The organism is Sphingomonas sp. BRN-1R (genome assembly GCF_057748035.1).
In genome coordinates this window covers 1,336,687-1,361,776 of record NZ_CM173236.1, presented here as the reverse complement: position 1 = coordinate 1,361,776, position 25,090 = coordinate 1,336,687, and the positions used below count along the sequence as shown (strand labels likewise).

The following is a 25,090-nucleotide window of genomic DNA, read 5'->3' as shown; positions in this document are numbered from 1 at the left end:
CGCCTTTCTGGCCGACCAAATTTTTCAGGCCGCGCCGATTACCCTGTGCTCAACCCGATCTCCCGCCGAATGGCGCGCAGGTTCGACAAACCGCTCGATGACGCTTTCGTAAAGATTAATATACGCGTCGGTAAACGCGGCCATATCATAGTGCTTTCCGAGAACGGCGGCCCCTGCCTTGAGCTCCGCTCTACGGTCGTCGGCCACCAGGCTCTGCATTGCATCGGTAAAGCGCTGGTCGAACGTCTCATCGACATCGCTACGCTCCACCACGACGCCGCCGACCACATTGTCCACCTCAAGCATCGAAGAAATTTCGCCGATATCGGTTGCGATCACAGGCACGGCGACCTGCAGAGCCTGTATGATGCACAGTGGGAACGACTCGCCGGCAAACCGGGTGGGCACGATGGCTACGTCCGTCATTCGGTAGAGACCGTGAATACGCAACTGAAAACCCAAGAAACTGATCGACGGGTCATCGCCGTAAATTTTTTTCAATCGCCCCTGCTCGTCACCTTCTCCGACCAGACACAGGTGCATCGACCGGGTGAGATTGCGCGCCTGAATGACCTTGAAGGCGTTGATGGCGGTGGACCAACCCTTCTCCGGTATGCCGCGCGCGACCAGAGTGAAAACGAGCGCGTCGTCCGCGATCCCGAGTTCGGCTCTCGTCATTGGAAAAGGTTCTTGGTCGATCGGCATCGCGTTGATCATTTTGATCACCCGCTCGGGACTCACGTCGTGGCGAAGCAGAGGGGCGAGGTTCTTGTCCGCCGTGTAAACAAACAGATCCACGTTACGCACGATTTTGGCGATGAAACGTTCGGGCAGTTCTTTGCTGGAAGAAGCCTCATACGAGCCGTGCAGGGTCGCGACGTAGGGCACCGGAAGCGGCCCTTCGCAGACACGGAAGAAAAACATCTCGCCGATCACGCCGTGCGAGTGGATCAGCGAACAGCCAGTGTCATGCAGGAACTGCTCGCAACCATATTCCATCACCCAATCGGCTTCGTATATCGACACTCCGGGATTGAGCGTGGCCCGCATTTGCGGGTTCAACTCGGTTTTGAAGATCAGCAACGAAACGATCAGACCGCGCGCCGCCATCTCGTTCGCGATCTGGATCGGCAGATTTTCGGCACCGCCAGCGAAGATACCGTGAGTCACGATGAGGACGTGGCGCCTGCTGCGGCCAACCCTTGTCCGGGAGCCGAGCACTTCGGCCGGCACCGGCCAGAATGCCTGCACCTCCGCAACGAACCTGTCCATGTCGCCGCGCAAGATCTCGGCGGGCATAATCGGCTTCGGCGAAGGCGGCACGCGCACCAAGGCATCCCGAACGGTAGCGATCTGCCCTCCCGAGGCTAGGTGCAGATAAAGATGCCATAGGTGAAGATCGTGGTACTCGCCCGCTTGGCGCCACACCTCCATGTCCAGATCGCGCCGGCGCCATAGAAAGCTGTGCTGTTCGGCGGCGAGCCCGTCCGGCTCGAGCCGCTGCGAAAACCAGATTGCGGCAGGGGTGGTCGGGTGCCGGGCCCAGCCTTCCATCCGACGTGCCAGTTCCGCCTCCGAAACTCCATAATCCAGATCGTCCGGTGTTAGAGAGCGGCCGAACCCCAGTTGCACACTCCCATCTGCAAAGCTCGAAGCCAGCCGCTTAAGGAACTCCGGACTGTGTACGGCACGACCCTGTACGAACCACAACAGCTCGGCAGAGGCACGATCGACCGTGAGCTGGATCAATTGCCAAATCGGACGGCGTTCATCGTTGGTGAGGTCAGTTATCAAACCATCCGCCTTGCCGCGCGCACTGGCTCCCAAAGCGGCGTGACACGATTCCGAAAGCGGATCGCCGACAATTAAAATCTTCAGATCTTCGTACGTCTGCCTCAGGACCGCGGCGATACAGTCCGGTGTCAGCGGGTTGCCGTCGGCGTTGATCAGAACCGCGGTGATCTGTGGTGCGTAACGCCGGCTCCTGAAATTGCTTGCGGACGATGCCCCCGAACGCCCTTCCGCTTTTCCAAACTCCACCCAATGCAGGAACGGATTGATGTCCGCCTCGACGATGTCCGGATAGCGCAACTGGTAGATGCGAGTCGAGAAATGCTGCGACGGGTCACGGCGCTCTCGCCATCCCCGGGTCATAAAGTGTATCAGCGCATCATGACCCGCCGCCTCGACATCTGGGTAACTGTACAGGTACCACGCGCTATCGAAATGCTCGCAGACCGCCTGCACGACGTCCCGGGGAAGCGCAAGAAACAGGTCGCGCAAGGCGTCCTCGCCAGCTTCTTCGAACAGATAGTGTAAAAACGGAACCAGTTCCGGGTCAGTCACCTCGGGACGCGACGCGATATATTTGGCGGCCTGAAATGACGAAGTCGGGCTGCGCACCTCCCGCCCCCCCAAACTTACACGTCGCGCGACCGCAACCGCGTCGTCATCCGAGTCGCGCGCAACGTGCGAACTATAGTAGTCGAAGCCAAACATCGCGGTCAGGACGTGCTGCTGTCCCGTGCTTAGGCTTTCCCAACAATCGAGCTTGGAAGAGGCCGCATCGCGACCTGACCGTCCTTCCTCGCGACCATGGAACACCCAATGTCGGTACGGATTCACGCCGGCATCGCGCACGTCCGCATAGCGATCGAGATACGTCTGAGTCGAGAAGGACCGCGACGGATTTCGTGCTTCCCGCCAACCCACCGTCATGTAGTGCACAAATGGATCGTTGGCTGCCTGCGCGACATCAGGATAGGTTTGCAGATACCATTCAGCATCGAAGTGATCGCGCAACACCGCAAGGTCCGCCGCATTCAAACCCTCTAGCACGGGGGTGATAACATCTTCTCCCACATCATCGAACAAATAAGAGATGTAGGGGCTTTTACCGGCCGCTTGTGCGCTTGGCGCGACGCTCCGATATCGTTCGGATTCAAACGTCGGCGAAAGATCGAAACCGCTGCGCCAACCGATTTGAACAAAATGCCAAACCGCCTCGTCTGCATCGGCGAAGTGTGAGTTCACTTGCGTTGCATAAAACGGAACATCTACAAGCAATTTTAAAATATAACGCTGCTTATCGGACACATCAATCGATTTCAGAACCGACTCCTGCTCCGCATCTTCAATCTGCACTTTAGAAATCCAGCAATTTTGCTCTGGTCTCGGGTGATCGCATGAGCACACAAGAGTGTCAAACCCACGCCTCATAAATCAGGGGTCCGCGGGGGTCGTCAGCGCAAACCGAACGATCGCGACGATTACCGCCTTTTCCGTACTTGACGTGCGGGAAAAGCGCCGTGTTTTTGCCCGATCCGAACACGCGCTAATACCAAAGCGCGCTGAGGCTGACGCACGGCGTGGATCCCCAAACTGCTGACAATCGGATTCGATGTTGCAGGCACATGGAGGCTTGCGATGGCGGCAGTTGACGGTCCCCGGTTTCTCATCCGTGCCTATGCGAGCTTCCGGCCTGCATCCGCCGGGGTTAACCCCGGCGGATGCCGCATATTCGGCTGGCGTCAGCCAGCCAAGAGCCGTGTGAGGACGGCTCTCGTTGTAGTCCCGTCGCCAGGCCTCGATCTTGGCCCGAGCGTCGGCCAGCGACAGAAATCAGTGGCTGTTCAGGCACTCGTCGCGCAGGCGGCCGTTGAAGCTCTCGACGAAGGCGCTGTCGATCGGCTTGCCCGGCCGCGAGAAGTCGAGCGTGACGCCGTTCTCATAGGCCCACCGGTCGAGCGCCTTCGAGATGAACTCCGGGCCGTTATCGACCCGAATCGTCTTTGGCGCGCCCCGCATGTGAAGGTGTCGACCACCGTCAGCGGCCACAACCGCCGCCCGTCGAACAGCGCGTCGGAGACGAAGTCCATCGACCACATCTCGTTGGGCGCGGACCCCGCCGGCTGACGCTCGCAATTTGCGGCGCTGACGTCGCCGCGGGGGCGCCTGAGCCGGAGGCTCAATCCATCCGCCCGGTAAAGCCGGTAGACCCGCTTGTGATTGACGCCCCCCTTCCCGACGAAGCAGGATGTAGATCCGGAAATAGCCATAGCGCACCCGTGCCGCTGCAAGATCGTGGATGCGCACCCGTAGCGGCGCCTGATCCGGCTTTTGCGACACGTAGCGCACCGGCGAGCGGTCAATGCCGAGCGCGAGGCAGCTGCGCCGTTCGCTCACGCCATGGGACGCCTGGACGTGCGCGACGATCTCGCGCCGCCGCCCAGGCGCCAGAGCTTTTTTGCCAGAACATCCTGCAGGACGTGCTTGTCGAGACTGAGGTCGGCAACCAGCTGCTTAAGCTTGCGGTTTCCGTCCCCGAGCTGCTTCACCCGCCGCAGCTCGCCCACACCGAGCCCGCCGTACACCTTCTTCCATCGATGAAGGTCTGCTCCGAAACACCCATTCGACGGATGACCTCGGCCACCGGCGTGCCGGCCTCTGCCTGCTTCAGGGCGAACGCAATCTGCTCTTCCGTATAGCGCGTCTTCTTCATGCCCCAGCTCCTTGCCCGCAGGCGTAAAAAGGGCCGAAAAACTCTCAGTCAGCATCGATAAAAAACAGGGAGGACGTCAAGTTTGGCGTATCCATCCGCTGAAGGCCGCGGACCGGGTCAGCTTTCCTGCATGAAGTCTGAGCGGCGCTGGTCGAGGAGTTCGTCGAGGTAGTCGAGACCGCGGCGGGTGAAGGCTGTGGTGGACTCCGCGTCGTCTTCAAGGCTGTCGATGACGCTGAGGCAGCCATCTTCGGGCGCCATCTCCTCAGCAAGTTCCTCAATCACGCCGATGTCTACGCCAAAGTGTCTCGCTGCAAAGCGCGCGGTGAACACCATTGACGGGGCGGCCATCAGGCGGCGTTCGCGACCTGGATCTGAGGCGTCCAGGTCCACGGCAGCAGTTCGTCGAGCCGGGTCGCGGGGTGGTCGGCAATGCGGGCGAGCACGTCGGCGAGCCAGGCTTGCGGGTCGACGTTGTTGAGCCGGGCGGTCTGGATGAGCGTGTAGAGGATGGCGGCGCGCTGGCCGCCCCGGTCCGAGCCGCAGAACAGCCATGCCTTGCGGCCGAGCGGCACGCAGCGAAGGGCGCGTTCCGCAGCGTTGTTCGAGAGACAGACGCGGCCGTCGTCGAGGAAGCGCGTGAACGCCTCCCAGCGGCGGAGCATGTAGAGACAAGCTTTCGTAAGGTCGTGGTTGCGCGACAGCCCGGCGCGCTGGTCGGTCAGCCAGGTGTGGAGCTCCGCCATCAGCGGCGCGCTGAGCTCCTGACGGACCACGAGCCGCTCGGCGGCAGGCCTGCCGTTGACGGCGCGCTCGATGTCGAAGAGCGCGTCCAGCCGTTTCACCGCATCGAGCGCGATGGGGTAGATCATGCCGGTCCGCTCGCCGCGGCTCTTCTTGCAGGCGGCGCCCTCGACGTCGGCGAGCTCGAAGAACTTGCGCCGGGCGTGCGCGAAGCACCCGGCCTCGAGCACGCGGCCTGCGCCCCGACCGTCGCGGTACAGCTCGCCGTAGCCGCCGTAGGCGTCGGCCTGAAAGATGCCCGACCAGCTGGCGAGATGCGCCTGCGGGTGCTCACCACGGCGATCGCGCGAATAGTGGAAGAGCGCCGCCGGCGGGTCGGTGCCGGCAAACGGGGTGTCGTCGCGCACGTACACCCATAATCGAGCGATGTCGGTCTTGCCCTTGGCCATAACCGGCACCGTGGTGTCGTCGCCGTGGATGCGTTCGGCGGCGAGGACGTGCGCTTCGATGCGCTTGTAGAGCGGCGTCAGCGCGAAGGCTGCAGCGCCGACCTGGTCGGCGAGCGTCGAAACGCTGAGCGGCACGCCCTCGCGCGCGAACCGCCCGGCTTGGCGGTTGAGCGGTTGGTGCTGCCCGTACTTCTCGAACAGCAGCATGGCGAGGAAGCTCGGCCCCGCCCAGCCGCGCGGCACGACGTGGAACGGCGCGGGCGGCTGGCTGATGGTCTCGCAGTCCCGACACGAAACCTTTTCGCGCACCGTCTGGATGACCTTCCACGACCGCGGGACCACCTCGAGGGTCTCGGTCACGTCTTCGCCCAGCTTCGACAGACGCGAGCCGCCGCAGGCGGGGCACGCGCATGGCACCGGGATGACGACGCGCTCGCGTGGCAGATGCTCGGGAAACGGCTTTCTGACCGGCCGCTTGCGCTCGAACGGCGCGACGCTGGCGGTGTTGGCGGCGGCCTCGGCGGCGAGGTCGTCCGCGCTGGCGTCGGCCTCGAGATCCTCGAGCTGGAGTTCCATCTGCTCGAGCAGGCGGCGACTGCGCTCGGCGCTCGGGCCATACTGCTCCCGCCTGAGCTTGGCGATCTGCAGCTTCAGGTGCGCGATGACCGCCTCGATGGCGCTCTCGCGGGCGACGGCGTTGGCGGCGCGCGCCTCCGCCTCGTCGGCGCGTTGCAGGGCAGCAGCAAGTAGCGCCTTCAGCGCATCGACATCGTCCGGAAGAGGCGAGACAAGCGTTCCCACGAGCAAGAGTGAATCATCCTCGGCCTCTCCGCGCAAGGCGATAATGGTCTATCCGGCGCTCGCCGGGCGCCAGCTGTACTGCGGGTTGCGCCAGTCGATACCCTCGAGCAGGCAGGCCAGCTGTGAGGCGGTGAGCGACACCACGCCGTCCTTCGCCGACGGCCAGATGAAGCGGCCCTTCTCCAGGCGTTTAGCATAGAGCGACATGCCCAGACCGTCGTGCCAGATGATCTTTACCAGCGAGCCGAGTCGACCCCGGAATACAAACAGATCCCCGCCGTGCGGATCCCGGTGGAGCTGCTGCTGCACCATGAGCGCCAGCCCTTGCATGCCCTTCCTCATGTCGGTGTGACCCATCGCAATCCACACCCGCGCGCCCGGCGGGATCACCGCAGCGCCTTCAGCGCCGCGACCGCCAGCGCGGGCGACGCCGAGGCGAAGATACTGACGCGTTTGCCACTCTCCAGGTCGATGACAATGGCCGGCGTCGTAGTTGGCGTGACCGGCTCTGTCTCCCCGACGAGCACTGCCTCGGCGAACCCCTGGTCGCACGCGGCTGACGCCGTCTTAAGCTGCGCGGCGAGCCGCTTGCGCCGCCAGGTGTAGATCAGCCCTGTCGAGACGTCGTGCTGCCGCGCCACGTGCAGCACCTTGGCACCCGGCGAAAACGCCTCCTCCAAGATCTGCCAGCGCTCCTCGTCACTCCACCGGCGACGCCGCTCGACCCGCGAGTAGATTGCGACCTGACCCATCAACCACTCCAAAGCGCGCGCTCAAGAGCGCTCCTAAGCGTGGTCATAAGAGCGTTGCCCCTGATACCCGCAAGGCGGGTGTCGCCGGATGGATACAGTTTGGCAAAAGATGAACCGATAACGTCCCGATCAGACATGCTGGCAACTTTCACAATAGGCGCTTGTTACAAGGCGCTGCGCCGCTGAACATCTTGCCTAGTAAGTTAGCTCGACCCACGCTCCGTGAATTGATTATCGTCGCTTAAGCGTGCCGCAGCCAGATTGCCGGTGATGAGGTTAACGTCCGAGCATCGCGTCTTATAGAACGGCTGCCGCAACTGTCCGCCTGATCCCCTCAATAAAAGATGTCTGAGCTGACCAGTTCAAAATTTGCGCAGCTTTGTCGCAGTTCAACACATTGCTTCGGGCGTCCGTCGTCCGAGCCTCGACGAAGTCGATCTCGAACTTGCAATGTGACGCTGCTTCGACAGCGGCTATGACATCGAGGGTAGAACGTCCAAACCCGGTTCCGATGTTGAAGGTCTCATGCATGGATGGCGCGTCCAACGCGGCAGAAACCGCATGGCACAGATCGTCTATGTAGAGATAGTCGCGCTGCGTGTTGCCGTCCCCGTACAGGATCACAGGTAGCCCCGCAGCGTGCCGTTCAAGGATGGAAGCAATCAGGCCCTGCCCTTTACGGAGCGTCTGCCCCGGGCCGAACGGATTGGCGACCCGAAGAATGATGTGATCTACGGTGCTTTCACGCGTCAGCATGCGTAGGTAATGCTCCACCATCAGCTTGGCGGCACCGTAGGAAACCAAAGGATTGGTTGGATGATCCTCGTCGAGCGGCAGATAGTTAGGAGCGCCGTAAACCGTGCCGCCAGACGAGAGGAAGATGATCCGGGAGACGCCGCTAAGGACGCAAGACTGTACGAAGCTGATATGCGGTAAGACATTGGTCTTAGCATCTTCGACGACCCTGCCGTTTCCAAGTGCCGGACTGGACGAGTTCACGAGATTTATTGCCTGGTCTATGCCTTGGAGGGTCGCATGCACGGATAGAGCGTCGCGGAAATCAACGATGCGTGTCTCCACGTCCGCACCGACAGTTTTCGCGTAATCGGCCGGGAACGCGCGCCCCAACGCTACCACGCGTCGCTGCTGTTGCGTCAGGTGCCGTACCACCGCCCGGCCGATGAACCCGTTCGCGCCGAAAACTCCGATCAAGGGGATACGATTCTCCTGTCGCTAACCGTAGGCGTGGCCGTTCTGATCGCCGAGCCGAAGCCTTCACCGGCGGATTTGAGGTATGTACGTCGTCGCATAGGTATACCCCGCTTCCTCACACAAGAGTGGGAGCATCCGCTCCAGCGCGTGAAGTATCGTCCCATCGTTCGGAATTGGCTCAGCTGGCATTTCGCTTTCGCTGAGGTCGGAGTCTACGAGCATTTGCAATGCCTCGGCACGAGCCCAGAACATCGTGCCTGCGGGAAACTCAATATGCGACGGCAAAGGGGTCTGTAAACCGACCCTCTTCGCTAGCGCGGCTGCGCTCTCTTCATTCTCTTCCCATCCGATCAGATACCCGTTTTCTGGGAATATCAGGCCGAGTTTCTCGTTCTCCGCCATCGCCGCAACGATCGTATCCGCTGCCCGATGTGTCGGACCAAGCAGATGCTCCCACAGGAAATTGCGCCAGCGATCTCCATAAGCGGGATCGTAGCTCGATGTGTGCACCGTGCGCTTGCCGTGAATGTGGCCGACCAGCGCGTACCTTCCCGCGATGTGCGCGCGAAGCACTCGAAGAAAGGCGTAGATATCGCGGCCGATATTGGGGCCGACTTCTACGAGCACGCTTCCGTTGCGATAGTCGCGGGTAGCAGCACGTAAGACTTCCGCCGTTTCAGCGCTCGTCGTGGTCAGAAACAAGTCTGCGCGCAGCCGATTGGTCGTGAGGGCGGCCATGAAGTCGGCGATGTTGTCGGGATAGTGGAAGTGGCCGTGCAGGGCGATCGAGCGTTGGTCCGTCAGCGATGACTCGTCCGGCTGACCGTGTTCATCCTCTCGCAGGTCGAAGCGCAGGACCGGGTGAGTCCATCGTCCTCGCGGTTTGCCGTGCTCAAGGTAGTGCGCAAGGGGGTCGCGGCTGCCGTCGCGCGGAAAACCGGGCGCTTCGGTTCCATAGATGAACGGGTGGAAGCCGGCCATCGGCCGGCGCAGGATCGCGCCGAGCACGGGCTCAGACGCGAAGTTGATGTGCGTGGTACGCTCGATGTAGGATGCGGCGGTACTTTTTGCGTGTTCGGCGTTGGGTAGATCAGGCGAGGTATAGATCGTCATATCGATCGCGTCTGATTGCTCGATCAGCTGTTGATCGCTCTTCGCATTACCGAATTTATGCGCAGCTGACTCTCCCAATGCGGCAAGAGCCTGTGCGTAGCGCGGCATGTCAAAAGATCGTTCGGCGAGTGCCCGAATCGCATGACTGCACGACGACCAAAGCTCGGGGTCGCTGCAAAGCGCTGCAATACGGTCTGCCGCTGCTCCGCTGTCGAGATGCGGAACGACGAGGTTTTTCGTTCCCGGGTTCGTCGAAAGCAGTTCGGCCGCGCCGGACGCTTGGTCGAAGCAGACGACTGGAATTCCGCGAAGCGCCGCATCGATCGTGACGTTGGGCAGCGGATCCAGCCGCGAACTCAAGAAAAGCACGTCCGCACAGGCATACACCGGTTCCAGATCGTCCACGGTCGGGAAGAAGAACACAGTCCCGCTCAGGCCGGACCGGTTGCATTGTTCATCGAGGAGCGCAGCATATTGCGAGCCGATCGCGTGTTCCCACGTTCCAATCCAGATGAACCGGACGGGAATGTCGGGGTGCTTCGCCGCCAGCGCGGTGGCGGAGGCGATGAAAAGGTCCAGTCCTTTCCGCATCTCAACGGCGCCGAGCCCGATCACGGTGAACGGGGCTTTGCCCCTTTCGCTATTTGCCAGCACCGTCTTCAAGGACGGCTGCGGATCGTCGCTGATCATGAAAGGAGCGCCAAAAGACGGCGGCATGACAGCCGGATCAAAGGGCGGGATAACGGACGGGCCCTGGGGCAAGATAAACCGGTTCTGCAATCGCGTTTCGCGAAACGCACGTAGCGATGATTCTTCTACGAGGCGCGCCGGGAAAACCAATGCTGCGCAGCTGGCATAGAAATCAAGCCGGGCCGCGACGCGCGCACCGGGCCAGAACTCATGTATCAAGGCGATGATGGGAACGTCATGCTGCCGTAGTCCGATGGCGATCGAGCGTGACTCCACGCTGTTGGCAATCGCGTAGAGCGGCCGATAGGTGGTTGTCAGACGTTCGGCGAACATGCGCATCTGGCCGGCGTCGAGCGTCGCCTCAAAGGGTGGGGCAGGAACCAACGCCGATGCAACCTCCTGCAACGCGGCTTCTAGAACGCCGCCGCGTCGCAGCACCACGACGATGTTGCAATGCTGGGAGAGCGCGCGTGCCAGGTTCCAGCCGAGGATAGGGGCGCCGGTGTAATTCGCGTCGTGCAGCAGCAACAGAACCGTTGGCCGTGTATCGTGTGTGGCGAGCGGCGGCATTGCATGGTCTAACAGCCAGTGCCGACGCTGCCGTTTCTCCCCCCGTCCCCATTTTTCGTAATGGAACAGCCGGTTCAGTTGGCTCGCCGCCACGTCCGCGTTCACGTCCGCGTACTGTGCGGCCGCGAAATCCGGTGACGCTGCGCGCCCCTGTCGCTCCCCACGCAGGCAATAATCGAGTGCAAGGTCCGCGATATGCTGATCGCCGGCCAGCTGCGATCGGTAATAAGCTGCGTCGAAAAGGTCGGACGCTGCGACGACCGCAGCGGCCTCTTTCAATTCGGCGAGCGCAGCCCTCAGCGCCTCGGCATACTTCAGCCGCTGCGGTTTGACGGCGGCTATCGCCGCTATTATTCTCGGGTCGTGTAGGTATGCATGGATCACGTTAAGCCGATCACCTGCTTTATCGCGGTGTTCTCGGTCGCGATCGACAAACGACATCGCCCATCCGAAAAGAGCCGGATCGATCGGCGCTTGCAAGGTCTCGTCGATTATCAGACCATCTTCGCCGAGGTTCAGTTTCGTCCTGAGTTCGTCTGAAACCAAGAAGGCGGCGATGACGTAAGTCAGCGAATGCCGCATGGCGTCCGCTATCGCTGCTTCGGACTCGGCTTCTCGAAGAAGGAAGACCCGATAACAATTCTCGATGTCGGTGACGTTTGGTTGAAGCTCGGAGCCAGTTGATTGAAATGGCGCTTCAGCTTCTGACACCTTCCAAGACCTCTCGTTGCATGAGCTTGCTATTCGTCTAGTTAGGTCGGACGCATTATACCAGAGTGCATTGATCAGAACCCATGGGCCCACTGGCGTGGACCGAGAGACATGATGCGCCAGGGTTAGTTAACGAGCTTGTTCCAGGCGAAGCAGCAGTGGTCGACGATGTCGTCGTAGGATTGGAAGATGCGGTTCGACAGCCAGTTGTCGCGTATGAATTGCAGACACCCCCGACCGGGTTGAGCTCTGGGCAGCGTGGCGGCAGGGGCATGAGGGTGATGTTGGGCGGGACGATCAACGCGGCCGATCCGTGCCTCCCGGCTTGATTGAGCAGCAAGACGGCATGAGCACCCGGAGCGACGTGGAAGGCGATTGCCTCAAGGGGCATGCTCATCGCCTCGCTGTTGCACCCGGGCATGACGATGCCGGCGGCTTTACCCTCGGCCGGACAGATCGCGCCGAAAAGCGATGGCGAGGCGCGCCGCTGGTCTTTGGGTGCCTATGGGCCGGTGCCATGCCTGGCCCAGCGCCGGGTGAGCTTGGTCTGCTGGCCGACGCGGGCCTCGTCCTGCCACCATAGCTCTAGAGCGGTTTTCGATCAGTCTGCATCGTAGCCGCAGGCGGCGAAGTAGTTGGCACATTCCTGGGGCGAGTAGAGATCGAGGATGCGACCGATGGCGTTCCATAGGCCATGGACGGTCCGCTCGGCCGCTTTTCGCAGGTGCGCCTTCAGCTTGGAGAAGGCCTGCTCGATCGGGTTGAAGTCTGGGCTGTAGGGCGGGAGGAAGAGGAGCGTTGCGCCAACGCTTTCGATGGCGGCTCGCACGGCCGGCGCCTTGTGGCTCGACAGGTTGTCCATCACGACCACGTCACCGCGGCCGAGTTCCGGCACGAGCACGCGCGTGACGTAGGTGAGGAACGCATCGGCGTTCATTGGTCCGTCGAGCACCCAGGGTGCTACCATGCCCGTGCGGCGCAGGCCGGCGACGAAGGTCGTGGTCTTCCAATGTCCGAAGGGGGTGCCGGCGCGCAAGCGCTGGCCCCGCCGGCAGCGACCATGGCGCCGCGCCATGTTGGTAGACGCCCAGGTCTCGTCGATGAAGACCCGCTTGTCGGGGTCGAGATCGAGCTGGCCCTCGAACCACTCCTCGCGACGCTTCAGGACGTCGGGACGATCTTGCTCCGTCGCGTGGCCGGTCTTTTTTTGCGCGTGATCCCGTGGCGGGCGAAGAAGCGCCAGAGCGTGGCGATGCTGACGCTCACGCCACGCTCGGCCAGCATCCCACGAAGCTCTGCCAGCGTCGGATCCGGCTGCTGCTCGATCGCCTCCAGAATGAAGGCGGCATGGTCCTCAATCTTGGGACTTCGGCGATCACCGCCCTGCGGCTTGGCCGCCGGCGTGCCATGAGCGAGCACCAGCTGTCGCCAGCGGATCGCGCTTGCCGCGCTGACGCCGAACCGCTCTGCCGCCTGCCGGCAAGACACCCCGCTTTCGACAGCAGCGATGACACGATCCCGAAGATCACGCGATAACGCTCGGCCCATCCATCCCGGCCTCCTTCGCCAGCACGGATCGTGAATCAGAAAACGGGTGCCGTGTGAATCCCCAACGATTCAGCCCCGACGAAAACCGCTCTAGCGGCGTTCCTCTCCGAAGTCGGCGCTTGATCTGCGCCAGACGGGCGGCAAAGTTTTTTTGAAATCACAATGTCGTCGTCCTTCTGGCCGCGGTGGCGAGGCCGCGCCGAGAGCTTGCGATACCCTCCGAAGCCTTTCCAACGATGCTCCGCATCGTCGGGACCTTGGGCTGCTCCACTCATCGTGCGAAGCTCGCGCCCGAGCGTGTGGCGCGTGATGGAAAGCGCGAAAGCATCCCAGACCCACTGCGCCCGATCGGCAAGCCGCCAGCGAACGACGCCATGCGCCGCCGATATGGGCTCGGCTTCGACGACTGCCGCGAGTCGGGCACGCTGCTCGGCATTCAGGATCGCTGCACGCCCCGGTGCCTTGCGCGTCATCAGACCGTCGGGGCCGTCCTCGTTGAACCGTAGAACCCAGTCACGTATGATCTGCAGCGTGACGCCCAGAACCTTCGCCGCTTCGCTCCGGCTGCCGCAATCCAGGATCAACGCAATCGCCAACACCCGCCGGACCTGATCCGCGTCCCCACTTCGTCGCGCAAACTGGCGTAAATCTGCCGGTATGTAGTCAGCCCCAACCGCTGCCGCCATCGCAAGCCTCCATGTGCCTGCAACATCGAATCAGATTATCAGCAGTTTGGAAATCTACGCCGTGCGTCAGCCTCAGCGCGCTTTGGTATTACGACTGGATGGCGAAGTACGGCGGCATGACCGTGTCGGAAGCGGCGCAGTTACGAACGCTCGAGGACGAGACCGGCGGCTGAAGGAGCTGCTGGCGGAATCGATGCTGGACGTGTCGGCGTTGAAGGATCTTCTGGGAAAAACTGACCCGGCCTGTGGATCGCTACGCTGCGGTGGAGAAGCTGATGGCTGACCACGGCTTCTCCGAGCGTCGCGCCTGCAGGCTGATCGGGGTCAATCGGTCGGCATGGCAATATGAGCCGGTTCGCGGGCGGAGCAGCATAGGTTTCCGGCGATGCGCAGCATCGTTGGAAAGGCTGCGGAGGGAGGACGATGCTGTGCGTGAGCGTATGCGTGAGATCACGAACGAGAGTCGCCGGTTCGGCTATCGGCGGCTGGCGATCCTGCTCAGGCGAGAGGGGAAAGGCATGAACCTAAAAAAGGTGTACCGGCTGTATCGCGAGCGTCTGGGGTGCGTAAGCGTGGTGGCCGGAAGCGCGCGCTCGGCACGCGGGCACCGATGGCGATCCCGCAGGAACCCAACCAGCGCTGGAGCCTCGACTTCGTGTCGGATGCATTGGCCTGTGGCCGGCGGTTCCGCTTGCTCAACGTCATCGACGACTATAGCCGAATGCTTGGCCTGCATCGTCGACACCTCGCCGTCAGGGCGGCGGGTCGTTCTTGAGCTGAGCGCCATTGCCGAACGTCGCGGGCCGTGCACGGGTGGTCAGCGATAATGGTACGGAGCTGACCAGTCATGCGGTGCTCGCGTGGTGCCAGGACACCGGGGTCGAGTGGCATTGAATCGCGCCGGGCAAGCCGCAGCAGAACGGCTTTGTGGAATCGTTTGATGGTCGCTTGCGCGACGAGTGCCTGAACGAACACCTGTTCCCATCGCTGGCTGCGGCGAGACGGATCATCGAGACATGGCGGACGGACTGTAACACCGTGCGTCCGCACAGCAGCCTTGGCGGGCTGGCACCCGCCGAGTTACGAACCGCCCCCGCCACGGGCATAAGGACACCGAAGCTAACTTATCAGCGGCCTGAAAACGGGGAGCAGGTTAAGGTCACCCCAGATCGCCTTCAGCGCCACCTTCACCTTGGACTTGCCCGTACATGTCTTCCGCGTCATCCTCATTGCCGTTCACCCCTCAACTCAGGGATCGCTTAGCCTCCGGCTTCGATTCACGGGACCACCTCACCTGCCTTAAAAAGACGCGTTGAACCGAACCCCTTGCTCCGCGCCGATCAATTCGTTCATGCCGCCTCATCAAGCCGGTCAGAACGGCTTGGCCATCTTAACAAGCGCCTGCCAAAATTGCGGGTGATGCGTTTCATCGTTGCCGTTGGTGAACTCGGCATCCTTGAAGCCGATATCCGAAGCCCAGAACCGGATCCAGTCGCGATGGAGGAATGTGTCGAGCGTGTTCGCCCAACCATGTTTGCGGAATGCCTCGGCGCGATTTCGAAAAACGCCATGGTGTTTAAGGTCTTCAAACTCCAAAAACGAAAAGATCAACGTTCCGCCGGGTTTCAATGCTCGATATGAATCGTACATGTAAAGATAGCATTCTTCAGGATAAAGATGCGTGAAAACCGACCAATGAAATATCATGTCGAGTGACGCATCCGGTGCGGCCACCGTTAACTCGCGGTGCACGACGGCTTGGTAACCCGGGTTCTTGGACTTCAGGTATTCGACCAATGGCTTGACGATATCTGCGCCTTTGTACTGCCCTCTCCAGCCGGATCGTTGCAGCGCCATTGCGGTACGACCGGATCCGCAACCAAGGTCGTAGATCGACATTCCGTCAGTCAATCCGTGATGGCGCAGCACGGCGACGTGGCCATCACCCTGCTTCACGAACTCTTCCGGCGAAACCGCACCGATCGCCGCCATCATCGCCATATCATAGTCTCCGGGATACCGCCGACGCAGGCGAGCCACCAGCGCGTTGTAGGACCGCACCGAATGCCAGCGATTAGCTCGAAACAGAATTTTCTCGATTGTTCTGCTCACGCGCGCCCCCCACCAAAGCAAAAAGCCGCCCCTTCTTGAACAGCAAATCGGAAGTCAAGTCCGCAAGAAGGATGCGCCTCGGCGCATTCATACCCCATGTCGGATGAGGCTTGCCGAGGCTCCTGCGTGGACCTCAAGCAGCTTGCGGTCACGGGCCGATCGTAGGTTCCGGGCTGCACAATTCAGCGTCCTGATAAGGGGCAAGACCCAGGGTCAGGCACGCGCGACCACACGAACGGGCGGGCAGGCAGCGACGCCAGGTGCGAACGCCACTCCGGCGCGGAGAAGATCCACTATGGCAGAGCGCCGCTCGCCGCGTTAGTGAATCGGCATCTTCGCCGTGCGAGCGGCGAAGCCCCCACCCGCGTCCTTCCAGGAAGCTGCCACCCACTTGCGAGCCGCAGGCGAAAGATACAATGGCCAATATCAGACGTAAGATCAAAAACTTCGTAGGCCCACTCAATCCCAAAAAGCGGCAAGCAAGAGCGAAGAAGAAGCGAGACTATGAGGAACTTCGGAGCCTCGTTATCACAAGTGAAAACCGCGAACTCGGGCTGTTCGACGCCAATTGGTATCATTTTCGAAATCACGACGTTGCCGCGGAAGGCTTTGATGCATTCGATCACTATCGCCTGCATGGCCATCTCGAGTCGCGTGACCCGGGCCCGCAGTTTGACACCAACTTCTACAGACGAACCTACCCGGACGTTGTGGCGGCAGGCGCCAACCCGCTGATACACTATCTACAAAAAGGTCGCGCAGAGGGCCGGATTCCAAATCCGCACAAACTGCCTCCCTCGCAAACGCAGCACGTTCCAAACGGCAACGACGTGCGACACGTCATCGTCAAAGAAATTACCCTGAGACCTAACATGGACGTGGCAGTTCTGGTCACCCATGCACCCGCCGGTCGTCTTAAGCCGCATGTTTTACCGTACATGCAGTTGCTGAACAGCTGCGGTTTCACCGTGTTGCTGGTCGCAGTTGTCGATCAGCCGCTGGAACTGCGCGACGAGGAGCTGGAGACTGCCGCCGGCATCATCGTACGCGATAATGGCGGTTATGATTTTGGTGCTTGGGCGCACGCTTTCAGGCTCGTGCCCGCATTGTACGGTGCGAGCTTGCTGGTCATGACGAATGACAGTGTCATTCCAACTGCTGACACCAAGGTGTTTGCAGCCATGATAGCGCGAACTCGCAATCACCCGGCTGACATCGTCGGCCTTACTGCTAGTCACGAATATGGCTGGCATATTCAAAGCTACTTCCTTGCTTTCAAGCCAAAGGCGCTCAGTTCCTGGGGCTTCCAGCACTTCGTTCGAGACATTCGTCGGATAGACGACAAGGATGAGGTTATCCGCACCTACGAGGTACCGTTTGCAGGTCACATGAAGGCAGCAGGGCTCAGCGTTGCAGCACTCTACACGGGCGTATTTTCCGCAAATCCTACATTCTTCAGCTGGCGCGACCTGATTGAACAAGGTTTTCCGTTCATCAAGCTGCTTATGTTGCGTAAGGAGTTTGCTATCGTTGCTGACTGGCCGGAAGTTCTCCGCGAAGTACAGGAACAATGGCCAGAAGTTCTGGAGAAGGCAGGCTTCGACGTTGGCCTCGTGCGCGCGTCGCTTCGCGCAGCAGAGATTTCGTCTGTCCCGCCCGGTCCTGACCGGGGGCTGCTAGTCGATTCTACTCGGATCGACGCCGTCGCCGACGATCATCCGCTGCGCGTGGCCTACTTCGGTCCGTGGAACTATGACAATGGCCTTGGCTCGGCGAGTCGCGAACTGCTTTGCGCCTTGCGACATACCGACGTGCAGCTCAACGCCTACCCCGTCATGAAACCTTTCCACATTCATCGCCTGATTTGCCCGGCGGTGGAAACAATCGATTTCGCTGGCCGCGCGGATGTCGCCATTGTTCACCTTAATCCCGACTCTTGGAATGTCCTAACGGAGGAGCAGTTGGGAATTATCCGGTCGGCAAAGCGGCGGATCGGATACTGGGTGTGGGAAACCGACAGGCTTCCCCCCGCCTGGCAACAAGAACTGCATTCGGTCGATCGGATCTGGGCGCCGAGCCAATATTGCGCCGACGTGATCGCCCCTGAAGCTCGCGTTCCGGTGGATGTCGTTCGGCATCCCGTTCGCGTACCTGCAAGAATTTCCTCAGATCGGGACAGCGTGTGGCGCCGCTTCGGCGTCGATCCCGCTCAGCGCGTCATTCTCTACATCTTCGACGGCGCGAGCTATCTCGTGCGGAAAAATCCGGAAGCGCTCATTCGCGCGTTTTCAGCCTCCGGTCTCGCGGCGCGGGGCTGGGCGCTGGTGCTCAAGACCAAACACCTCCATGATCGCCCGGAAGCCGGCAGGGCTCTGTCCGCCCTGGTCGAGGCGACACCGGGCGCGCGTATCCTCGAGGTGTCCCTGCACGCTGATGAAGTGGCGAGCCTGATCGCAGCCGCCGACATCTACGCGTCGCCACATTGTTCAGAAGGGTTCGGACTGACCGTTGCCGAGGCGATGGCGGTCGGGAAACCGGTCGTCGCCACCGATTTCGCGGGCACGCGCGATTTTCTCGATGCGAGCTGTGGCTACCCGGTTCTGGCGCATCACTGGACTCTGGAAGAAGATCACGGCCACTATCTCGCCGGGCACTCATGGGCAAAGATTGACGAGCCCGCGTTCGCCGAAGCGCTCGTTCGCGCGGCTGACGCGATCGACGCAGGCGACACCTCGGTCGGGGCCGCAGCAACGGCCAACATCGCGCGGCTGCTGTCCTACGAAGCCATCGCCGACGAGATCAGGGCCAGCATGGCCACGCTGATCGACCCGGCGGAGCATACGGCCGCCATCACGCCCGCAACCCGGTCGGCCGTCACCCCGCCTCCCCCGCCTCAGTTCCCGACCAACCTCAGGGCCGCTCAACGGTTCGAGCAATTGGCCGCTGCTCACGGCGTCATACCCGTTCCTGTCGCGGCCGATCTGTCGTGCGCCGAAGCGGCGATCCCAGCGGGCGAACTCAACGACTGGCTGTTCTTCGCGCCACGCGGCGCAAAAGTGTGCCCCGGCGCGATCAACTTCGTTCTCAGCGCCTCCTCGCAGCGGCCCGATGCGGTCCTGTTCTACGCAGACGACGTTGCCGGCGACGGCGAGTTGCTCGATCGCGTCCGCCTCAAGCCCGATTTCGATCGGACGTTATTGATCGCGCAGGATTATATCGGTGCGCCCGTGATAGTCCGTCGCAAGACACTCAACGATGTCGGCGGCCTCAACACCGCCATGGACACCGCGACCCTGTACGATCTCGTTCTACGGATCGCCCAGGCAGGTGGAACGATCAGCCGCATCCCGCACACTCTGATCGGGTTTGAAGGCCAACGGCCGATCGCGGATGAAGCTGCACGCCGCCGCGCGCTACTTGCGCAGCCGTTCTCCGGTAATGTCGAACTCGTCAGTGGCGGCGCACCGGGATTATTGAACCAGCGCTGGCGTTACCCGAACGGCGATCAGCCGGCGGTCACGATCGCCATACCGACCCGCCGGACGACCCGTCCCGGCGCGCGCGAAGCCTATATCGAGACACTGCTGGAGAACATTGCGCTCGCAAACTGGCCGATGGACCGCGTTACAGTGATCGTGGGCGACGATGTTGCAGGACAACCGGAATGGGCGATTGCCACGTGGCCGTTCAAGCTCAAGCGGGTCGAAACAACGCGCCCCTCGGGAGAGGCATTCAACTACGCAGCTAAGATGAATTCGCTTTGGCGCATGGCCGAGGACGAACAGATTATCCTCATGAACGACGATGCCGTCCCTACCGGTCCCGACTGGCTCGCGGCGCTGGTCGGATTCGCAAGCGATGGCAGCGTCGGGGGGGTTGGTGCGCGGCTCTATTACGAGGACGGGTCGATCCAGCACGCGGGCATGTTCCCCTCGCTCCGCACGATCGTTCATGCTTGGCTGAACTGGCCGGCAGATGCGAAGACGTACCAGGACTGGGCGCTCGCGCAGCGCGAATGGTCGGTCGTCACCGGGGCCGTGTTCGCTACCCGCCGCTCGATCCTCGATCAGGTAAACGGCTTTGACGAGCGGTTCAGCCTGGAGTTCAACGACGTCGATCTGTGCCTGCGCATACGCAATCTCGGTTATCGGATCGTCTATAATCCGGACGCACAGTTCACCCATGCGGAGAAGGCATCGCGCGGCGAGACCATACCGCCGGGTGCGGAAGTGTCGTTGTTCCTATCGCGGTGGGCGCGGTGGCTCGACAACGATCCGGCGTCTCATCCCCAGCTGGGCAAAAACCGGATGGATCTCGTACCAGTGCCTGAACGGGACGCATGGTATCTGGCATGATGGACGTCTAACTTCAGCCATGAACGTACCTAGTGTAAGAGTTCGCATCGCCAGGGAGAATGCAAGTGGAACGACGCTTTCCAGCATTGGCATTCGACGCGAACTTTTACACGGGCACGTTTAGCGACTTAAGCGGCATGAACTCCGCCGAGGCAGCCGCTTATTTTGTGCAGTTCGGCATCAGTGAAGGGCGGCAGGGTCACCCACGCGGATCGCGTCCCACCTTTACCGATTACAGCCGTCGTTTTAACTCGATCCTGGAAATCGGTCCGTTCGCAATCCGACCGTGCGCGGTGAGCATGTTGAGTATCTCGACATGCTCGATGCGGAAGGGTTGCGGGCGCGCGCCGCTAAGCTCGGCATCGACGACAGTGGTTGCCCCGATCGCATCCATTATCTCGGCGACCTTTCCGCCGTCACGCGAACCTTCGACGCGGTCGTGAGCAGCCATGCCATCGAACATCAGCCGGACCTGATTCACCATCTCGCCGGAGTCGCCAACGTGCTGTCGCGCGGCGGACGCTATCTCATGTTCGTACCGGACAAGCGGTACTGCTTTGACCATTTCATTCCCGAGTCGACGTTCGCGGAGGTCGTTCAAGCCCATCGGGAGCGGCGAACGAAACATGTTCTGCGCAGCGTTATCCAGCATCACGCGCTGAACACCCATAACGATCCAGCCCGTCATTGGGGTGTGACCACGAGGTTCAGCATGGCAAACCGCTACCGGACCGAATCCACGACGCAATTAACCTTCACGATAACAGCGAAGGGTACATCGACGTGCACGCCTGGTACTTCACGCCGACGACGTTCGCCACGATCATGAGCGCGCTTGAGGACTGCGGACTTTCGAAGCTGAAGCTGGCGGAAGTCCACGCAACGCGGCGTGACGAACTCGAATTTGTTGCGATCCTGGAACGCCTGTGACCCCGACTATGCAGAAGCAGCCCGACCGTTCGGGGATAGATTGAACCCCGCGACGGGCGCTGCTATGGCGCCTCAGCCATTGCCGGCGACCTCCACGCCCAAGCGGCCAGAGGCAGCTCAGGCACGGGGTCAACACTTCGTTTGAATTGACTATTTTTGCACCCGCCATCATCCAGCCGCAGCGCATGCGGCGTAATTATCAACAAAATAACTACAGAGCCAGGCATTCTGAATGACACATTTCAAGTTACCGCGCCTGCGTTCTTGGTTTACGCTGTTCGTGGTGGTTCCGGTCGCTTTGGCGATCGTTTACTACGGGTTGATCGCGTCAGATCAATACATCTCGGAATCGCGTTTCGTGGTCAAAGGGCGCTCAGATCGACCTAACCAACTGTCTGGATTGGCGAGCCTGGTTCAGGTTAGCGGTCTGTCGTCCGGTCAGGAACAGACCAACGAAGTTATCGACTACATGAAGTCTCGAAGCGCGCTCCAGGCTTTGCAGCATCGTGTCGCTTTTCAGAACAAGTATGCGCTATCCGGAACGGACGCCCTGTCGCGTTACCCGATGTTCTGGCGAAGCGATCACTTTGAAAATCTGTTCATGTATTATCAGAACAAGATCACCACGAAGGTCGATTCCGAAAGTGGCTTGGCCATCTTGACAGTGAAGGCGTTCACGCCCGCGGACGCACAGAAGATCAACTCGACCTTGCTCGATCTGGGTGAGGCGCTGGTCAACCGCCTTAATGCGAAAGCGCGGGATAAGGCGATCTCAGAAGCAGAGGGGCGTGTCGCGGATGCACAGGACCGCGTACGGCGCGCACGGCTTGCCCTGGCTCAATATCGCAATAGCCAGCAGCTTATCGATCCGTTGAAACAGGCCAGCGGCGTCCTCGCGATTTCAGACAAGCTGATTTCGGAACAGGCCGCATTGCGGGCGCAACTCGAACTGATGCTGCGCGTCACGCCGCGCAACCCATCCATCCCCGCCCTCCGCGGGCGGATTGCGGCGATCGGCGAGGCGATCGCGGCGCAAAATGGTCGCGCAGTGGGCAATCCATCCGCTCTATCGTCCAAGATGAGCGGGTACGACGGGTTGCTGCTGGAGCAGGAGTTTGCCGCACAGACTTTGACCGCCGCCAGCGCCGCACTTGAACAGGCGCGCACCGAAGCGCAGAGCCAACAATTCTATTTGGAGCGTGTTGTTGAGCCGAATGCACCGGATATGTCGCGCTATCCGCAACGTTTGTGGCAGATCCTCACCGTTGCCGGCGTTGCGCTGTGCCTCTATTTCATCGGTTGGATGCTTGTGGTCGGCATCATAGAACACTCGCCGGACAACTGATCGATGGCCTCGCTGCAAACCGGTTGGCGCATCCAGACGCGCGTGATCAGGGCGCTGATGATCCGCGAGCTGATTACGCGCTTTGGCAGAGAGAATATCGGCTTTCTCTGGATGATGGTCGAACCGCTGCTGTTCGCAGTGCTGGTCGGCATCATGTGGAGCGTGTTGCGTGCGGACGAACATGGCGTGGCCGTGGTCGCCTTCGTGGTAACGGGATACTTGCCTCTCACGCTGTTCCGCCACGCGGTAGCGCGATCGGTGAAAGCGTTTTCGGTGAATGGCAGCCTCTTGTATCACAGACAGATCAAGATGCTTGATTTCATCGTCGTCCGGTTTGCCATTGAGATGATCGGCGGCATGATGGCCTATGTGTTCATTGCGACCGTTTTGATCGCGCTGAACATGTTCCCGGTGCCCGCCAACATTCTTTACCTCATTCTCGGGTGGCTGCTGTACTGCCTGTTCACCTTCTCGCTGTGTCTGATCCTCGCACCGCTGTCTGAAGTCTCTGAGGTTCTCGAGAAATTTATCCCGGTGACGACCTACATCATGATTCCTTTCTCGGGGACGTTCAACATGATGGCATGGCTGTCGCCGAAGCTGCGCGACGTGCTGTACTGGTCACCGCCGGTCAATGCGATGGAGATGATGCGGTATGGCGTCTTTGGAGATCAAATCACGCCATATTACGACCCGGCAGTGCCGATCGGCGTGTCTCTTGTATTGTTGCCAATCGGGCTGGCACTTTGCCGCCGTATCCGGCGTAGCTTGGTAGTCGAATGATTCATTGCGAGAAACTTTGCAAATCCTACCCGATGGGCCACGGAAAGAAACGTGTGCTCACCGACCTGACTTTCGACGTCAAGCCGGGCGAGCGCATTGGGGTGCTCGGCCGCAATGGCGCGGGCAAGTCGACGCTTATCAAGCTGATCGGCGAGGTCGAACTGCCGACCTCAGGGCGTATCACCCGCAATATGCAAGTATCCTGGCCGCTGGGTTTTTCAGGAGGCTTCCAAGGCAGCCTCACCGGGTATGACAACGCGCGCTTCATCGCCCGGATTTACGATCGAAACTATGCGGAACTCCGTGACTTCCTGGAGGATTTCACCGAGCTTGGTCGCCAACTCAAAATGCCGGTCAAGACTTACTCCTCGGGCATGCGGGCACGGCTTGCCTTCGGACTTTCGTTGGCGATCGAGTTTGACTGCTACCTGATTGACGAAGTCATTCTGGTCGGCGACCAAAATTTCCATCGAAAATGCCATTACGAACTGTTCGAGAAGCGAAGCGATCGCGCACTCGTACTAGCGTCTCACAGCACCGAGTTGATACGAGACGTGTGCAACCGGACCATTTTGCTCCGCGACGGCAAAGGCGAGGTTTACGAAGACGTCAACGAAGGACTGGAGCTATACAACGCCTTGTAATCCGGGCGGCGCCTGCTCTTCAGGTCGCTTTCCGGTACGGCCGCCCCTCGTGTTGCCCGAATTCACGATAATGTTCGCCCGCGTCCATGCCCGAGGCGGCGACGTCCGGATGTAGCCGGTGATATTCGCCACTATCGAAATCCGCGGGGAGCGCCACGGCTTCGGCTTGCGCTTCGTCGCGCCGAAACATGCCGCGCAGACGCTTGAAGCTCTTGGCGCGCGATTTACGCGTTGCGGAACGAACCGCCGGTTCGCCGAGCAACACATTCGGCTCGACCTCCCCATTCGAAACATTGACGATCGACCGGAGGTCAAGTCGGCCGAGCGGCTCGTCTGAGAACGCCGGCGTGTAATAGATACAATCCTTGAAGTAGTAGTGCGTTACCTGCGACCACCGCGTCAGGGTCGGATCGTTCTGCCGACTTCCCCCGTGCAACAGGTTCGCTGCCCAGATGAGCGCCTGTCCCTTTCGTGCGAAAAACAGTTCGGGTTGCACATCAAGAGCGTCGATCATCGCGCGCCAGACGGGCTCGAAGGGAGTCTGTGCGGACGGAGCCTCGCTCCCCCACCCGCGCCGACCGATCATCGCATTGGAAAGGATCGGCCACTTGTGCGAGCCGGGATAATATACCAGCGGGCCGGCATCCGGGTGCATGTCTTCGAACGCCAGCCACACGCCACACATGAAACGCTCGGGCTGGCTGGAGAAATGAACCGCATCGGTGTGTGGGTGTTGCTCCGTTCCGACCGGAAAGTTCAACGTCTGGAACGGGAATGCCTCACGTCCGTACAGCTTCCCGAGCAGCGCCAGCACGCCTGGGTTGGCGGCGATTTCCTTGACATCGGGATCGTTCTTCCACGCATCCTGAACGCGCAAGGCGCCTGGGCTTTTGTGAGACGTTGCATCATTTAAATCGACGCCGAAGTTAGCGGTCAGACGCGCCCTGATCCGATCCATACGCGCGTGGATCTCCGGGTCGGGGAAATCAATAACTGCGTAGCCGCGTTCATGAAGACTGCGCGCGATCTCCACCTCCTGTGCGGTGAAGCCGGCGGCCTCGACCGATGCCGAGAAAAGATGCGATTCAACCAGCGGCACCCCGGGGAGCAAATGCAAAGACGTCGACATTGAAAATGAGCCCCT

Annotated in this window: 17 protein-coding genes and 3 pseudogenes; 6 read left to right on the top strand and 14 right to left on the bottom strand. The window is 60.8% G+C overall.

The window, feature by feature from the left end; all coding sequences use genetic code 11:
- Positions 1-24: 24 nt before the first annotated feature.
- From AC3ANX_RS06145 to AC3ANX_RS06095, 11 genes and pseudogenes are all read right to left on the bottom strand, one after another.
- Positions 25-3,144, bottom strand: coding sequence for a glycosyltransferase (locus AC3ANX_RS06145; RefSeq protein WP_488336126.1), 3,120 nt, complete (start codon positions 3,142-3,144; stop codon positions 25-27).
- Positions 3,145-3,498: 354 nt separating this feature from the next.
- A pseudogene (locus AC3ANX_RS06140) lies at positions 3,499-4,501 on the bottom strand (integrase core domain-containing protein); the annotation flags it as partial.
- Between the two features lie 117 nt (positions 4,502-4,618).
- Positions 4,619-4,894, bottom strand: a complete 276-nt coding sequence (locus tag AC3ANX_RS06135) for a hypothetical protein (RefSeq protein ID WP_488334235.1) — start codon at positions 4,892-4,894, stop codon at positions 4,619-4,621.
- Entirely contained in the window at positions 4,852-6,495 is a 1,644-nt protein-coding gene (tnpC, locus tag AC3ANX_RS06130) for an IS66 family transposase (RefSeq protein WP_488336893.1), read from the bottom strand. Before tnpC ends, AC3ANX_RS06135 begins: the two co-directional genes overlap by 43 nt.
- Before the next feature lie 48 nt (positions 6,496-6,543).
- Positions 6,544-6,885: an IS66 family insertion sequence element accessory protein TnpB gene (gene tnpB, locus AC3ANX_RS06125; RefSeq protein ID WP_488334234.1), complete on the bottom strand. Its 342-nt coding sequence runs from the start codon at positions 6,883-6,885 to the stop codon at positions 6,544-6,546.
- A complete protein-coding gene (gene tnpA / locus AC3ANX_RS06120; RefSeq protein ID WP_488334233.1) occupies positions 6,882-7,247 on the bottom strand; it encodes an IS66-like element accessory protein TnpA in 366 nt (121 codons plus the stop codon). Before tnpA ends, tnpB begins: the two co-directional genes overlap by 4 nt.
- A gap of 297 nt (positions 7,248-7,544) precedes the next feature.
- Positions 7,545-8,459 carry an NAD-dependent epimerase/dehydratase family protein gene (locus tag AC3ANX_RS06115; RefSeq protein WP_488336125.1) on the bottom strand — a complete coding sequence of 305 codons (915 nt, stop codon included), beginning with the start codon at positions 8,457-8,459 and terminating at the stop codon, positions 7,545-7,547.
- Between the two features lie 63 nt (positions 8,460-8,522).
- Positions 8,523-11,543: a rhamnan synthesis F family protein gene (locus AC3ANX_RS06110; protein WP_488336124.1), complete on the bottom strand. Its 3,021-nt coding sequence runs from the start codon at positions 11,541-11,543 to the stop codon at positions 8,523-8,525.
- Positions 11,544-11,668: 125 nt separating this feature from the next.
- A pseudogene (locus AC3ANX_RS06105) lies at positions 11,669-12,132 on the bottom strand (IS630 family transposase); the annotation flags it as partial.
- Positions 12,133-12,144: 12 nt separating this feature from the next.
- Positions 12,145-13,091, bottom strand: a protein-coding gene (locus tag AC3ANX_RS06100; RefSeq protein ID WP_488336123.1) for an IS630 family transposase whose coding sequence is annotated in 2 segments (ribosomal slippage) — positions 12,145-12,755 and positions 12,755-13,091 — 948 coding nt in all. Because the reading frame shifts where the segments join, the coding sequence is not laid out codon by codon here.
- Between the two features lie 35 nt (positions 13,092-13,126).
- A complete protein-coding gene (locus tag AC3ANX_RS06095) occupies positions 13,127-13,777 on the bottom strand; it encodes a helix-turn-helix domain-containing protein (RefSeq protein ID WP_488336122.1) in 651 nt (216 codons plus the stop codon).
- An 11-nt stretch (positions 13,778-13,788) separates the two neighbouring features.
- Between AC3ANX_RS06095 and AC3ANX_RS06090 the strand changes: the two are divergent.
- Positions 13,789-14,857 (top strand): annotated as a pseudogene (locus AC3ANX_RS06090) (IS3 family transposase); the annotation flags it as partial.
- Between the two features lie 291 nt (positions 14,858-15,148).
- On the opposite strand, the gene AC3ANX_RS06085 reads toward AC3ANX_RS06090, so the two are convergent.
- Positions 15,149-15,889: a class I SAM-dependent methyltransferase gene (locus AC3ANX_RS06085; RefSeq protein ID WP_488336121.1), complete on the bottom strand. Its 741-nt coding sequence runs from the start codon at positions 15,887-15,889 to the stop codon at positions 15,149-15,151.
- 416 nt (positions 15,890-16,305) lie between these two features.
- On the opposite strand from AC3ANX_RS06085, the gene AC3ANX_RS06080 reads away from it, so the two are divergent.
- Positions 16,306-20,244 carry a rhamnan synthesis F family protein gene (locus AC3ANX_RS06080; protein ID WP_488336120.1) on the top strand — a complete coding sequence of 1,313 codons (3,939 nt, stop codon included), beginning with the start codon at positions 16,306-16,308 and terminating at the stop codon, positions 20,242-20,244.
- A 232-nt stretch (positions 20,245-20,476) separates the two neighbouring features.
- Here AC3ANX_RS06080 and AC3ANX_RS06075 read toward each other — a convergent pair whose 3' ends face one another.
- Positions 20,477-20,932, bottom strand: coding sequence for a hypothetical protein (locus tag AC3ANX_RS06075; protein WP_488336119.1), 456 nt, complete (start codon positions 20,930-20,932; stop codon positions 20,477-20,479).
- Between the two features lie 95 nt (positions 20,933-21,027).
- Between AC3ANX_RS06075 and AC3ANX_RS06070 the strand changes: the two genes are divergently transcribed.
- The 4 genes from AC3ANX_RS06070 (at position 21,028) to AC3ANX_RS06055 (ending at position 23,946) form a co-directional block, all read left to right on the top strand.
- Positions 21,028-21,174 (top strand): hypothetical protein, encoded by a 147-nt coding sequence (locus AC3ANX_RS06070; RefSeq protein WP_488336118.1) that lies wholly within the window; start codon positions 21,028-21,030, stop codon positions 21,172-21,174.
- Between the two features lie 232 nt (positions 21,175-21,406).
- Positions 21,407-22,519, top strand: coding sequence for a KpsE/RkpR family capsule polysaccharide export protein (locus AC3ANX_RS06065; protein WP_488336117.1), 1,113 nt, complete (start codon positions 21,407-21,409; stop codon positions 22,517-22,519).
- A gap of 3 nt (positions 22,520-22,522) precedes the next feature.
- Positions 22,523-23,302 (top strand): ABC transporter permease, encoded by a 780-nt coding sequence (locus AC3ANX_RS06060; RefSeq protein WP_488336116.1) that lies wholly within the window; start codon positions 22,523-22,525, stop codon positions 23,300-23,302.
- Positions 23,299-23,946: an ABC transporter ATP-binding protein gene (locus tag AC3ANX_RS06055; protein ID WP_488336115.1), complete on the top strand. Its 648-nt coding sequence runs from the start codon at positions 23,299-23,301 to the stop codon at positions 23,944-23,946. The genes AC3ANX_RS06060 and AC3ANX_RS06055 overlap by 4 nt, the downstream gene beginning before the upstream one ends.
- Before the next feature lie 19 nt (positions 23,947-23,965).
- Here AC3ANX_RS06055 and AC3ANX_RS06050 read toward each other — a convergent pair whose 3' ends face one another.
- A complete protein-coding gene (locus AC3ANX_RS06050; RefSeq protein ID WP_488336114.1) occupies positions 23,966-25,075 on the bottom strand; it encodes a phytanoyl-CoA dioxygenase family protein in 1,110 nt (369 codons plus the stop codon).
- Positions 25,076-25,090 lie beyond the last annotated feature (15 nt).

Bases quoted from the DNA above. Each gene is read 5' to 3' on its own strand.
- AC3ANX_RS06080 (WP_488336120.1), top strand. From the start codon at position 16,306: ATGGCCAATATCAGACGTAAGATCAAAAACTTCGTAGGCCCACTCAAT.
- AC3ANX_RS06050 (WP_488336114.1), bottom strand. From the start codon at position 25,075: ATGTCGACGTCTTTGCATTTGCTCCCCGGGGTGCCGCTGGTTGAATCG.
- AC3ANX_RS06095 (WP_488336122.1), bottom strand. From the start codon at position 13,777: ATGGCGGCAGCGGTTGGGGCTGACTACATACCGGCAGATTTACGCCAG.
- AC3ANX_RS06060 (WP_488336116.1), top strand. From the start codon at position 22,523: ATGGCCTCGCTGCAAACCGGTTGGCGCATCCAGACGCGCGTGATCAGG.
- tnpA (WP_488334233.1), bottom strand. From the start codon at position 7,247: ATGGGTCAGGTCGCAATCTACTCGCGGGTCGAGCGGCGTCGCCGGTGG.
- AC3ANX_RS06055 (WP_488336115.1), top strand. From the start codon at position 23,299: ATGATTCATTGCGAGAAACTTTGCAAATCCTACCCGATGGGCCACGGA.
- AC3ANX_RS06065 (WP_488336117.1), top strand. From the start codon at position 21,407: ATGACACATTTCAAGTTACCGCGCCTGCGTTCTTGGTTTACGCTGTTC.
- AC3ANX_RS06075 (WP_488336119.1), bottom strand. From the start codon at position 20,932: ATGACGGGCTGGATCGTTATGGGTGTTCAGCGCGTGATGCTGGATAAC.